Origin of the sequence: Atopobium sp. oral taxon 416 (assembly GCF_018128285.1) — a bacterium.
Taxonomy (GTDB): Bacteria; Actinomycetota; Coriobacteriia; order Coriobacteriales; family Atopobiaceae; genus Olsenella_L.
Genome location: NZ_CP072380.1, coordinates 1,328,321 through 1,340,459, shown reverse-complemented (window position 1 = coordinate 1,340,459; position 12,139 = coordinate 1,328,321). Strand labels below are relative to the sequence as shown.

General features: G+C 53.5%; 13 protein-coding genes. 4 read left to right on the top strand and 9 right to left on the bottom strand.

Annotation, left to right across the window (positions count from 1 at the left end; genetic code table 11):
* Window positions 1-1,028 precede the first annotated feature (1,028 nt).
* The 3 genes from J4859_RS07170 to J4859_RS17635 all read left to right on the top strand — a co-directional run bounded on the left by J4859_RS07170 (window position 1,029) and on the right by J4859_RS17635 (window position 3,014).
* Window positions 1,029-1,508, top strand: a complete 480-nt coding sequence (locus tag J4859_RS07170) for a hypothetical protein (protein ID WP_212334686.1) — start codon at window positions 1,029-1,031, stop codon at window positions 1,506-1,508.
* A gap of 835 nt (window positions 1,509-2,343) precedes the next feature.
* Window positions 2,344-2,577 (top strand): hypothetical protein, encoded by a 234-nt coding sequence (locus J4859_RS07155; RefSeq protein WP_212335476.1) that lies wholly within the window; start codon window positions 2,344-2,346, stop codon window positions 2,575-2,577.
* Window positions 2,578-2,777: 200 nt separating this feature from the next.
* Complete coding sequence (locus J4859_RS17635; RefSeq protein ID WP_212335178.1) at window positions 2,778-3,014, top strand: transposase; 237 nt, start codon at window positions 2,778-2,780, stop codon at window positions 3,012-3,014.
* Between the two features lie 57 nt (window positions 3,015-3,071).
* Here the strand turns inward: J4859_RS17635 and J4859_RS07145 are convergent, their stop codons facing one another.
* Together J4859_RS07145 and J4859_RS07140 are read right to left on the bottom strand one after the other, a co-directional pair.
* Window positions 3,072-3,587: a YbjN domain-containing protein gene (locus J4859_RS07145; RefSeq protein WP_212334682.1), complete on the bottom strand. Its 516-nt coding sequence runs from the start codon at window positions 3,585-3,587 to the stop codon at window positions 3,072-3,074.
* Window positions 3,588-3,859: 272 nt separating this feature from the next.
* On the bottom strand, window positions 3,860-5,356 hold the full coding sequence (locus J4859_RS07140; RefSeq protein WP_212334680.1) for a C69 family dipeptidase: 1,497 nt from the start codon (window positions 5,354-5,356) through the stop codon (window positions 3,860-3,862).
* A gap of 137 nt (window positions 5,357-5,493) precedes the next feature.
* Between J4859_RS07140 and J4859_RS07135 the strand changes: the two genes are divergently transcribed.
* Window positions 5,494-6,312: a Cof-type HAD-IIB family hydrolase gene (locus J4859_RS07135; protein WP_256436852.1), complete on the top strand. Its 819-nt coding sequence runs from the start codon at window positions 5,494-5,496 to the stop codon at window positions 6,310-6,312.
* A 7-nt stretch (window positions 6,313-6,319) separates the two neighbouring features.
* Here J4859_RS07135 and J4859_RS07130 read toward each other — a convergent pair whose 3' ends face one another.
* The 7 genes from J4859_RS07130 to murI all read right to left on the bottom strand — a co-directional run bounded on the left by J4859_RS07130 (window position 6,320) and on the right by murI (window position 11,987).
* Window positions 6,320-6,736, bottom strand: coding sequence for a GtrA family protein (locus J4859_RS07130; RefSeq protein ID WP_212334676.1), 417 nt, complete (start codon window positions 6,734-6,736; stop codon window positions 6,320-6,322).
* 135 nt (window positions 6,737-6,871) lie between these two features.
* The gene (locus J4859_RS07125) at window positions 6,872-7,903 is read right to left on the bottom strand and encodes a 3-deoxy-7-phosphoheptulonate synthase (protein WP_212334674.1); all 1,032 of its coding nucleotides are present in this window, start codon (window positions 7,901-7,903) and stop codon (window positions 6,872-6,874) included.
* A gap of 113 nt (window positions 7,904-8,016) precedes the next feature.
* Window positions 8,017-8,646, bottom strand: a complete 630-nt coding sequence (cysE, locus tag J4859_RS07120; protein ID WP_249113790.1) for a serine O-acetyltransferase — start codon at window positions 8,644-8,646, stop codon at window positions 8,017-8,019.
* Between the two features lie 287 nt (window positions 8,647-8,933).
* Entirely contained in the window at window positions 8,934-9,848 is a 915-nt protein-coding gene (gene cysK / locus J4859_RS07115) for a cysteine synthase A (protein WP_371812236.1), read from the bottom strand.
* A gap of 196 nt (window positions 9,849-10,044) precedes the next feature.
* Entirely contained in the window at window positions 10,045-10,497 is a 453-nt protein-coding gene (locus J4859_RS07110) for a hypothetical protein (protein ID WP_212334661.1), read from the bottom strand.
* 32 nt (window positions 10,498-10,529) lie between these two features.
* Window positions 10,530-11,204, bottom strand: a complete 675-nt coding sequence (locus J4859_RS07105; protein WP_212334659.1) for an HAD family phosphatase — start codon at window positions 11,202-11,204, stop codon at window positions 10,530-10,532.
* Between the two features lie 3 nt (window positions 11,205-11,207).
* Complete coding sequence (murI, locus tag J4859_RS07100) at window positions 11,208-11,987, bottom strand: glutamate racemase (protein WP_212334657.1); 780 nt, start codon at window positions 11,985-11,987, stop codon at window positions 11,208-11,210.
* Window positions 11,988-12,139 lie beyond the last annotated feature (152 nt).

The window sequence follows — 12,139 nt, the reverse complement described above, 5'->3', positions numbered from 1 at the left end:
AGGTGTGGGTCTTTATGCGTCCTTAAGGGCGCTTCGCTATACCTATATAGCCTAAAGTCTGCGCAGCAGAACCTGTCATCTTCCCTTACGAGTGTGTGTGCCACAGGATATGTCGGATACATTCTAAGCGGTTCGTCTCCACACCATGCACAAGGCCACCTGCGGCATCCACGCCAATATGCGCCTTGTATCCGATACGCCAGGCTCCCCCTTCTTGGACTGGTGCGCTTTAAGGGTTACGTGCAAGGTCTTGGTTCTTCGTTAAGCTTAAGGGCCCAGATGAAGGTCGCATCCACTATGGAGCCACCCCGCGCTGTGATCCCTGCCTTTTCGAGCTCTAAGTTCAGGTCGTGAAGCACAAGCTTTGCCGAACTCCTCTCGCTTTAAGGCTATGGCGCATCTTCGCAAGTGTCGTCGCATCTGGCACCTGCGCCTGCATGAGGTCTACGTGCACAGAAGCGCTACCAGGAGCGGCAATCCAGGATAGCATCTTTAAGTTCCCTCGTCTTAAGAGAGCAAACATGACCTGCAACAGATACATCCTAAAGCTTTGTCTTTGCAGCACGCACATGCCTGACCAGAGCCTGTCAGTGGTAGCTGGTATCTACCAGTGCAATCCAGCTATCCCACACAACGATTGTATCCATCCGCTCCAGGAGTGCCTCCCGCCGAGTTTTTCTCCTTAGACCTTAGAATTTAAGGTCCTAAAAGCTCATCAGGCTATCCATATCTGTCTTCTGGATATGTTGGAATACGTGGATGTAGCTATACCATATCCAGAAGACAGATAGGCATCTATGTGGGTATGGGCACTGCGTGGTTCGAGACATTTTAAGCCGATGTCATACAGCGTACAGCCCCAGCTACCTCATCGAGGCGAATTAATCATCGTTTCCCTAGGTCAATCGTGGTCTAACATAGAGTTGGCTTTTGGTAATTGCAAATGATACTTGAAGCTCGAGCCCCTAGCTCGTTTCTCCATTTATACCATCTTACGGACGTGACCCACATGCCGGCTGCGAAAGGCCGTGTGGTCGGTCCTCTCTGCATGTCAGGGGGCATTAATCATCGTTTCCTTAGCAGTCAGACATGCAATTTCATTTGGAATTTCATTTTCTGTCTGGTATGATAAGAATGTAAATAATTACAAAATATCAAGGAGGTATTATTTGATGTTCGGAAATCCTTTTTCTGCTAATGTGGAAAGAAAAATGACGAAAGAAGAGCTGGTACAAGCAATCCGTGCAGATCTTTCTGGAGAGCTGGAGGCCATTTACGGCTACGATGCACACGTGCAGGCCACAGACGACCCGGTAGCGAAGGCAGTCCTGTCTGATATTCGCGATGAGGAAAGGGCTCACATGGGTGAGCTTTTAACTCTGTTGAAATATCTGGATCCTTCTGAAGGAGTACACTATAAAGAAGGTAAGCAGGAAGTTATGGATGAGTTGAAAGAGATGGGCATTACTGTCGGTGAACTTTTTGATTCTTCAACAAATAATAAATAATGAATGCAGATAGTTGAGGCTTGGGGCAGGATTGTGTGTAACACACCCCGCCTATGACTACAACTACATATTGCAAAAGCCACCCTGGCTCCTGTAAAGTATCAGCGTCAAAACTGCAACAAACAGAAGACAGGGTGGCCTTCTTTGATACTTCATGTAAAAAACTGCTCGACATCAAAAATACTGCTGTAGAGTCTCACGACATCTACAATGACCAGAATGGGGCACAATCCACATCCGCATGGATGAGTGTTCGTAGTGCGACAGGCACTGATCTGGCTATGATAGCGCATCGGTAAATCCCAAAGTCTGACGTGCTCTGGACTGGGGCGCCATCCTGGCAGAGTTTGAATGTCCTACCCACAGGCTTTTCTGTCCGAAACACAATGTGGTAACTGCTGGCGTGCCTCTGGGCTTACCCAGAAAGATGCTCTACCAAGGAAGTTTGACCTTACCGTCAGCTGGCTTGCAGAATAGCTGCCCAGAAGTGGCGTGGCAACATCCATGCGCATCGGCTGGCAGACGGTTAAACTGCATATTCAAAAAGCCCGAACGACCTTGTTTGCATCGGTATCGATAAGACCAACTAGCGCAAAGGGACACAAAATACATTACGGTTGTCGCAAACCGCGACACCACTATCGTTGTCTGGGTTGCTGACGGCTACGACAAATCTGTCCTGGAGCAGTTCTACAAAGGTCTCAGTAAGGAGCAGCTTGCCAGCATCCGGACTGTCAGCGGCGACGCTACACGCTAGATCACAGAGTGCGCAAACGAGCCTGCGCACTCTGCAAGCGCTGTGTCGATTCATTCCATGTCGCTGAGTGGGCCACAGATGTGCTGGATGAAGTCCGCAAAGACTGCTGGCGTGCTGCTTTATGACAAGGAAAAACGGCTAGCCAAAGAAAACCCGCAGAAGCACGCTCGCCCCAAGGCAAATGATCAGGCTTTCTCCAGGGTACAGGCAGCTCGCAAGAAAGCCACAGCGATCAGTCTATTTTTCTGGCAAAGTGCCAAATCCCCTGACGCAGAACAAAAAGATCCGTCTGGATATGATTTAGGCAAATGATTTGAAGCTGTAGCAGGCATAGTGTCTGAAAGAATCTTTGCATCTGCTTTTGAAATCAACCGATATCACGCAGATTGAAGCCGAGTCTGAAAATACTGGCTCAGGTGGGAGAGCTACAGCAGAATAGCGGCACTCTACGACCTGTATGAGAAGATCAGGCGCCATAAGGATCATATCCTGAATACGATCCGACTGGAGGGCTGAGCAATGCCAGGGTTGAGGCAACCAACAACAAGATCAAGCTGATTGTTCGCAAGGTGTATGGATTTCGGAATATACAGAACAGAGTTTTAGCTGATTCTTTCCTCTCCTGGGTCGGCAATTCCCGAATTACAAGAAAAGGGTCCAATGGCCCTCTGAACTGCCTCCCATTTCCTATGTCCAGGGAATGGGAGGCAGTTCACTCTCCCCTGGATCCTTTTTTCATATCGATATGATCAACTAGGTTGGCAGGCTCATATACTCCAGGCTGCCTTTGAGACGTCTCAGGTACCCTACGCTACCGAATCATCGTCTGCGGAATCTTCACCCTCAACAGCCTCAGGAGCCAGACACTCAACGAGCTTCGGCACTGCATCATCGACGACCTTTGCGATGCGACGCATAACCCGCATGTACATATCCCCTGCCCCACTATCGGGGAGCAAGAGATCGTAGTGCCCGACAATCGCGCCAGTCTCATCGAGATCGAACTTGACCCAACGCTGCTGGGTATTGATCTCGTTGCAGACGTTGATTGCGCGTTGTCGCATATCCTGGTTTACTGAAACGAGCGGAGATGTCTGGAAATGAGCTTCCTCTCCGTTCGCGTCAAAAACTGTATAGACGGACATTTGCGGCAGTTCCTCGGTACCAACATGCATAAACGCATTGAAGCGTCCCGGACGTGCACGGTGATCAAACGAAACAGCCACAACCGGCGATGTCCCTTGCCGCACGACATCGTAACGATAATCGTTATTTTCAAGTGCTCTGATAAATGCTCTGAATAGTTTCTGTGCAGATGACATAGTGGTTCCCTCCTTCGGCTGATCGTTGAAAATCGAGAACCTCTTTCTTTTTCTCTTCTCCTCCTCGTTTGATGGTTATTATTCCCGAACAGGAGGGTTTTCGCATATTTCTCTGTAAACGTGTGGTCTTTTGTCGTAAGTGGTTCTAACCACTTTATTTTTTGATTTTATGCTCTGTCACCTGCACAAACACGAAACATGCTCTTAATAAACAAGCGGCAGGTATACTACTTCCTGGTACCTGCCGCCTGAGAAAATCTGAGCGGTATGCCTTACATATCGTCTTTAGAGAACCCGTTTTTCATCCCCATCGAAGCCTCATAGAGCACCTTTGAAAGTAAGGAATCAGTCTCACGCTTGAGGTAATCCGCTACCTTCTGATTCCCGGCTTCCAAGAGTGGCTTCACATCAGCCACCTGCTGGTCGGCCGCCGCATCGGTCTCGTGGATGATTTGGTGACCGATGCCGCCCATTTTTTCCTGATAGCGCTCGATACCCGCCTGGCACTCGTGGAAGTGCGCATCCGCCAGCCCTGCAATGATGCGATTTGCCCAATAGAAGCTTTCAGTGGTCACCTGTGCGGTCGTATTGGAGAGGTACTCCGGCGTCGTGGTCACATTCGCGTAAAAGGGTACGAGCGCGTTGAAGACGTTGCTGCCGAAGGCCAGCCACTGGATCGCGGCGTAGCGATCGTCTACATCCGGGCGGATCTCCACCACGGAAAGCTGTGAGTTGCGGTTGATACCGATCGGGCGGTACATGCCGCGTGTCGCCGCCCCATCACGGCCGTAGGGATCATACCTGGTGCCCTGGTAGTGCAGTGACAGGGCGTACTTGACGTCCTCGATCGTGACCTTGCGCTCCGGGACCCTGCCCCAGGGGATATCATCAGACGCAGGGGTGAGCAGCGCGTCAGACGCGTCCCACTGGATCGCATGCGGGTTCAGGAAGCGCTGCATCGCCCAGGCGCGCGGGGTGTTGTAGACGTGGTCAGAATCGGAATGGGAGCCGAAGGCCTCACGCGAGTTGAAGGCGTGGCCCTCAAGCGTCAGATCCAGGTGATTATCTGCCACAAACTGCTTCATGTCCACGGAGCACATATAGTTTTCCCGCTCACCAAAGGCATCCTCGAAGTCAAAGGAATCGATGCCGAGCTGATTGGGCATCGTCACGTACATGTTATCCGGCACGCGCTTGGCGATCCAATGGTGGCCGCCCACGGTCTCAAGCCACCAGATCTCGTTGACGTCGTTGAAGGCGATTCCGTTCATCTCGTAGGTGCCATACTGCTCCAAGAGCTTGCCTAAACGAAGGACGCCCTCACGGGCAGAGTGGATGTAGGGCAGCACGATCGTGACCATATCCTCCTCGCCGATGCCGCCGATCAGCTCCGGCTCGTACCCATCGTCGCCGGGTTTTCCTTTCTCCGGCTCATAGGTGACAAACGGGTCGGCACCCAAGACGCGCTCGTTGGTGGTCAGGGTCTCAGTTGCGCTCATCGAGATGTTCTCCTCGTTGACGCCGGCCTCAGCCCAGATGCCTTCATTGGTGATCGCATTCGGGACCGCGGTATAACGTAGTGGGTTGTCCGGCAGATCAATCGTGAGGTGGGCCAGAACGCTCTTGTAGGTGTGTGGCTGATCCTCAGGATTCACGACGACAAACCGTTTGGGATTGAAGGTCCCGTTCCCGGAATCCTCGTTGCGTGCGATAATGGTCGACCCATCGAAGCTCGCGTCTTTACCGACCAATAATGTTGTGCACGGCATGCTTTAACACTTCCTTATCTCTAACAGTTCGATACGGACCCAAACTGCACTTTCAGGCAGTTCTTATCCTAGCGCGAACATAAGAGTACACTAAGAGGCGACGTGAAGATTACAGATAGAGGGGGCTGAAACACCGTATGTACCGCCTTGTTGCTTCAGACATGGATGAGACCTTTCTCAATCAGGAACACAAGATCCCCCAGGCGAACATCGACGCAATCGCTGAGATGCGCTCCAAGGGCGTCCTTTTTGTCCCCGCCTCTGGACGTGCTTACCATTCGGTGCTGCAGAGCTGCGCGGCGATCCCGAAAGAGCTCCTCGAAGGCTCCTATGTGATCTCCTACAACGGCGGCTGCATCAATAAGATCAGCGACGATACCCCGATTACCTCGCATCAGCTGCCCTTCGATCTCGTCAAAGCGATCTATGACTGGGCCATGCAGTTCGATGTGGGTTTTCACATCTATGAGACCACAGGCAAAGTGTGGGGAAGCCACCTGCAGCAGTCCGAGATCGACTACCTGCGCGGCCACATGCCGTACACTGATTTCACTGACGACTCGCTTTCTTTCCTGAAGGATGTGCCACTGGCCAAGATGCTCGTCGTGAAGCCTGACGGTATGCCCTACCTGCGCCACATGTGCGACATAATGCCGAAAGACCTCAAAGACCAGGTCACCTATACCTTCAGCTCAAACCGTTACTTTGAGTTCAATCCGCTCGGGGTTGACAAAGGCACCGGTTTGAAGCAGCTGCTTGAGCTCCTCCATATCGACCCGCAGGACAGCATCGCCTGCGGCGACGCCCAAAACGATATGCCGATGATGGAAGTAGCCGGCGTCGGTGTCTGCGTCAGCAATGCGGACGACGATGTCAAAGCAGATGCAGACTACGTCGCAAAGGCAAGCTGCGACGACGGTGTGCTCAAAGAGGTCGTCGAGCAGTTCATTAACTAGCTGGCCCTCAGCTGTCAAAGTGAATACCGAACGAGAGCAGCCGGTTCAGGCAGAACTGGACGAATCCGACCATAATCAAAGACAGAAATTTGGCCCAAAGTAGCGGCAGCGCCAGCGATGTGAGCCAGAAAAGGACGAGCTCTGAGAGTATGAGCCCCGTAAACCCGACCGCGAAGAACAGAACTGCACGGATGGCGGGATGGTCAAACACCCGGAAGTTGTAGCGCCGGTTCAAGAAGAAGCTGACCGTGATGCCACAGGTCACCGATACGATATTCACGAACAGCCAGGGAAATCCGAGGACGGTACTGCCAAGAGTGAAGATTGTGAAATCGAGCCCTGAGGAGATTATGCCGATCAGTGCGTACATAATGAGGTTGTGAAGCCAAGAATTCTTATCACGAAGCTGCTCGATCAGTTTCACGCCGAATCAACCTCACCAACCTGCCCTATACAGTCCAATACGTTCTCACCATAGAACAACAGAAGGCCGAAAGGGATATTCCTTTCGGCCTTCTCACATTACTGTCTGCCAGCTGTATGTCTAACGTCCTGAAGCTTAGAGACGATCTGCCATATCGTGGATCAGCCTGTTCGTCTTGTCCCAGCCGAGGCAAGGGTCGGTGATGGACCTACCGAAGACGCCACCACCGATCGGTTGGTTACCGTCCTCGAGGTAGGACTCAATCATGAAGCCACGGAACAGCTTTGCGATATCCTTATTGCGCGCAACGGAATCGAGTACCTCGCTGCAGATACGGATCTGCTCGAGCGGACGCTTGCCGGAGTTGTCGTGGTTCGTGTCAATGATCACAGCAGGGTTCTGGTAGTTCTTATCGTCCTCGTAGGCTGCTGCCAGACGCTCCAGGTACTCGTAGTGGTAGTTCGGGTAGTTGATATCGTCGAGACCCTTGTAACCACGCAGGATGCAGTGAGCGAGCGGATTGCCGGTGGTCTCCACTTCCCAGTTACGGTAAATGAAGGTCTGCGGATGCTGTGCCGCATAGACGGAGTTGAGCATTACGGACATACTGCCGCCGGTCGGGTTCTTCATGCCTACCGGTACTTCAATGCCGGAGGCGACGAGGCGGTGCTGCTGGTCCTCTACCGAGCGTGCACCGACCGCCACATAGGCGAGCATATCGTTCAGGAAGCGGTCATTCTCCGGATAGAGCATCTCATCGGCGGTGAAGAGGCCGGTCTCCTCAACCACGCGCAGGTGCATGTGACGGATTGCCTTGAGGCCTGCAAGCAGGTCAGGCGCCCCTTCCGGATCCGGCTGGTGGAGCAGGCCCTTGTAACCGGTACCCTTGGTGCGCGGCTTGTTGGTGTAGACGCGCATGACGATCTGGATTTTGTCCTTTACCTCATCCTGCGCTTTTGCGAGACGGCTCGCGTACTCGAGCACTGCATCCTCATTGTCCGCAGAGCACGGACCGACGATCAGGAGCTTCTTGGGGCTCTCACCTTTGATAATGGCGGCAACCTCTTCGTCGACTGCCTTTTTACGCTCCGCAGAGGCCACGGAGAGCGGCATCTCGGCTTTGATCTCTTTTGGAATCGGCAACCGCCGTTTAAACGTTGCAGACATATGTCTCCCCCTCAACGTTTAGATGTGTCATATATGGTTCAATCCTAAAGTAAAGAGGGGGACAAGAAACAACATATTAAAATTTGTAAACAATTTGAAACTAAGTGCGCACCTCAGAGGCCGCAGGACCACCGTTCGTTCTCCTCCTCATTGAGGTGCGTCCCTCTCTGACCTTCCAGCGGATCAGCGTGTTCCACGCTCTCGCCGTCGACAAGGGAGAATTTCGGGTTCTGCCAACAGCGACGGTCCTTAACGATGTGGGCCGGAATACCCGCCACGGTCACATTGGACGGCACATCGTGCAGTACCACTGCATTGGCGCCGATCCTCACTCCGTCACCGATATGGATGTTGCCCAGCACGGTGGCGCGGGCTCCGACCATAACGTTGTTACCGAGGGTTGGGTGGCGTTTACCGCCGTGGTGTCCGGTCATACCGAGCGTGACGCCCTGGTAGAGCATGCAGTCATCCCCGATCACTGCGGTTTCGCCGACGACGATACCGATACCGTGATCGATGACAAAGCGGCGGCCGATCTGGGCAGCCGGATGGATGTCTATCGCATACTTCTTGCGGGTGTGGCTCTGCGACCACATCGCGAGCCCATGCATCCCGTGGGTCCACAGCCAGTGCTGGCGACGGTAGGCCCACACAGCTCTGAGTCCCGCCGCAAAGAATACCACTTCATGCACAGATGAGACAGAAGGATCGCGGTTCACGACGGCTTCTGCATCTTCACGCATCACTTGGAAAAGACCGACACGTTGCGAGGGCTGCTTCACCTCGCATACCCGCTGTACCGTCTGTGTTTGACCCATAACTGCCTCTCCCTTTTTAGTACATCCCATACTACACAGTGTATGCCATACAGGCCCTAAAAGAATCCGTGTTCATCAAATTCATACCAATGAGTAGGTATTTAGAAATGGAATGTCTCTGCATTCCAGAAGCACATATTGATCCCGGTATGCAGTAAGGCGGCCCTTACAGAAAGGAACCGCCTCAGCATTCAATAAACAGGTTCTCTGGCTTAGAGGTCAAGGGACAGGTAACGTTCGCCGGTATCCGGAAGGACTGCGACGATGACCTTGCCTGCATACTCAGGACGCTTGGCAAGCTCAACGGCTGCCGCGACCGCCGCACCGGAGGAGATACCGACCAGAAGGCCGTAGCCATCGGAGAGCTTCTTCTTCGTGTCGATAGCATCCTGTGAGGTGATTGCGACAACCTCATCGACAACAGAAGCGTCATAGGTCTTCGGAATGAAGCCTGTGCCGATGCCCGGAATCTTGTGCGGGCCAGCGGGCTCACCCTCAAGGACGCGGGACTCATACGGCTCAACAGCGATGCCCCTGACGGAAGGCTTCTCCTCTTTCAGGAATTTGGCGGTGCCGGAGATGGTGCCGCCGGTGCCGACGCCTGCGACAACCGCGTCGACGGTACCCTCAGTGTCTTTCCAGATCTCAGGACCGGTGGTCTGATAGTGAGCCTTCGGGTTGGCAGGATTTGTAAACTGACCTGCGATGATCGCACCCGGGGTCCGCGCCTTCAGCTCGTCTGCCTTCGCGATTGCACCCTTCATACCACCCTCGCCGGACGTCAGAACAATCTCTGCGCCATAGGCGGCAGCAAGCTTGCGGCGCTCGATGGACATAGTCTCAGGCATAACCAGAATCACATGGTAGCCGCGCGCCGCTCCGACCATTGCGAGACCGACGCCGGTGTTGCCGGAGGTCGGCTCGATGATCGTACCACCCGGCTTCAGAGATCCATCTGCCTCAGCGGCATCGACCATCGCCTGAGCGATACGGTCCTTTATGGATCCACCGGGGTTGGTTGCTTCGTACTTACCGTAAATTGTCGCTTTGTTGTCTGCGAGGACGGAGAGATCCACCAGCGGGGTAGTACCGATAAGTCCCTCAATCTGTTGCGCAAATTTCATCAGTAAGACCTTTCTCATTCGTTGACTGGAAACGAGGGTGTCACCACAACCGATGCAGTGCATGCTTCTGTACCGGTGAGCGTGTGGCAAATGCAAGCTCGTTGTCAACTACTATGTCACTTATATTCCCACCATGCAAGTAGGAATTTAGATTAAAACAGAATGCCCTTCGTCTTCATGATCCGACCATAGAGCTGAGCTACTCAGATTTCTTGACCAAGAAGGGTTCCTTGGGAGGGGCAAACCCGATTCCTAAGACAAAGCCCATGACCAGCATAATGAGGGGATGGCAGGCTGCGAGAAAGAGTCCGGCGCCCAGCACCAGCTGTCCCATTGACGGAATCAGCGGCGCGATCCACGCGGAACCAACCACGAGACCAACGGCGACCCATCCGAATACCAGACAGATCAGCTTGATCACGTTGAGGGTGTACAGGTGTAGCGTGCGGTCGAGGACGATGCCTCCCGCGAACCCCATGGCCCACAAAAGCATCGGCAGGCTCACGATGTAAGCGTAGAGTCGCGGGCTTGAGGCGGTCAACACCGCCTCATTGGAAGCGCCCACACTCTGTGACACAAAATACATGACAATACTTGCCGCGCTTACGATCCCTGCCGCAAGCAGGCTTCCCATCAGTTTCTTTTTGCCCATAGGTCAACAAACCTCTGTCTGTATTGCTCAGGTTAAATATCCATATCCGTCATCTCAAGGAGATCCGTCACGTCGTTGAGTGAAGGATAGATCCCATACGCAAGGTGGCGCATCTCGTCGGTTACCGGAGAAAGGTCGGGGATCATGATTGTCTTGAAGTTACCGGCAGCTCCGGCTTTGACACCCGCATAGGAATCCTCCAACACGAGAGTGTTCTGAGGATCGATTCCCAGCTGCATGGCAGCAGCGAGGAAGATATCAGGAGCGGGTTTACTGTTCTTGATACTGGGGTCTCTCCCACTCACCAAGACATTGAATGCCTCCGTCAAATGCAGGTGATCCAAATTATTGCGTATGATGTCCATGCCGGAGGAAGAGGCGAGCGCACGAGGCACCTGTCTTCCACCCAAGAAGTTGAGGAGCTCAACCGCGCCGTCTTTCGCAGGTACCCCATGCTCAAAGCTATAATCATCGACGATTTTCTGTAGCGTGCTCAGTACGGCATAGCCGTCGGTACCCGGATAGTCACTGTAGATCTCCTCAACGATGGGCCCTCCTTCTTCGTTGGTAACCCCACGGGTTCTATCGGCGACTTCCTCACGAAAGGGCAGGCCGAATCGTTTCAATGCCTCCGGCAAAAAATGCAGATAGAGACGTTCTGAGTCGACGAGCAGCCCATCCATATCAAAGATAACGGCTCCAATCATCGTTTAAACCTCCTGGCGGAAGAACCACCCATACAGTTTCAGCTCTTGATCAGTTTTAATTGAGGAGTCAAACACCACCTGTCCCGGCCCGGACGAGAAGGACAGAAGGCCGTGCTGGGCGAGCTTCCGCTTGAGCTCCCGGGCAGTACCCTTTCCCCCATCAAAGAACGGCACATCCCCCACAACCTCACGGATTGTCCCCTTGATAAAGGGATAGTGCGTGCACCCAAGCACTACGGAATCGACAGTACCCGCATAGGACCCCACGAGTTTCTCGACGAGCGCTTTCAGGTCCGGCGCGTCGAGGTTACCTTTCTCGATCCTGCCTGCAAGCCCCGGACAGGGCAGAGAGATTACGTGGGAGCGGGAGCCCCACCGCTGCGCTAGCTTGTGATACTTCACAAGCCTCAGCGTCACCGGTGTCGCCATCACCAAAATCCGATCGTGCTTCGGCGCCAAGGTCGCCGGTTTGAGTGCGGGCTCCACCGCTATGATCGGCACATCAGGGAATCGGTGGCGCAGGGGCGCCGCTGCGACCGCGCTGGCGGTGTTGCAGGCGATAATGATAGCTTTGCAGCCACGCTCCAGAAAGTTCTCCACGATGCGGGAGGAGAGCTGATAGACTTCCCCATCCGTCTTCTCCCCATAGGGGGCATTCGCAGAGTCCCCAAAGAAATAGAAGTTCTCATGCGGGAGCTCAGCCACCAGTGCTTTCAGCACCGATATCCCACCGACGCCCGAATCAAAGACGCCGATCCAACCTTTGAGAGAACGCTGAGTCATGCTATCGCTTTCTACCCTGGTGGTATTGTCACTGCAACGTATCGTACCCAAACCTGACCGAATACGTACGCACTTTATCCATTGTAGGCGGCCACACACCTGAGCACCGGAGATCCTTACAAAACCCTGCGCTCAATCGGCTATCTGCCCCA

Excerpts from the sequence above, each read along its gene's own strand:
- J4859_RS07155 (WP_212335476.1), top strand. The coding sequence starts at position 2,344 with ATGTGCTGGATGAAGTCCGCAAAGACTGCTGGCGTGCTGCTTTATGAC.
- murI (WP_212334657.1), bottom strand. The coding sequence starts at position 11,987 with ATGACTCAGCGTTCTCTCAAAGGTTGGATCGGCGTCTTTGATTCGGGC.
- J4859_RS07135 (WP_256436852.1), top strand. The coding sequence starts at position 5,494 with ATGTACCGCCTTGTTGCTTCAGACATGGATGAGACCTTTCTCAATCAG.
- cysE (WP_249113790.1), bottom strand. The coding sequence starts at position 8,646 with ATGCGTGAAGATGCAGAAGCCGTCGTGAACCGCGATCCTTCTGTCTCA.
- J4859_RS07145 (WP_212334682.1), bottom strand. The coding sequence starts at position 3,587 with ATGTCATCTGCACAGAAACTATTCAGAGCATTTATCAGAGCACTTGAA.
- J4859_RS07105 (WP_212334659.1), bottom strand. The coding sequence starts at position 11,204 with ATGATTGGAGCCGTTATCTTTGATATGGATGGGCTGCTCGTCGACTCA.
- J4859_RS07125 (WP_212334674.1), bottom strand. The coding sequence starts at position 7,903 with ATGTCTGCAACGTTTAAACGGCGGTTGCCGATTCCAAAAGAGATCAAA.
- J4859_RS07140 (WP_212334680.1), bottom strand. The coding sequence starts at position 5,356 with ATGCCGTGCACAACATTATTGGTCGGTAAAGACGCGAGCTTCGATGGG.
- J4859_RS07110 (WP_212334661.1), bottom strand. The coding sequence starts at position 10,497 with ATGGGCAAAAAGAAACTGATGGGAAGCCTGCTTGCGGCAGGGATCGTA.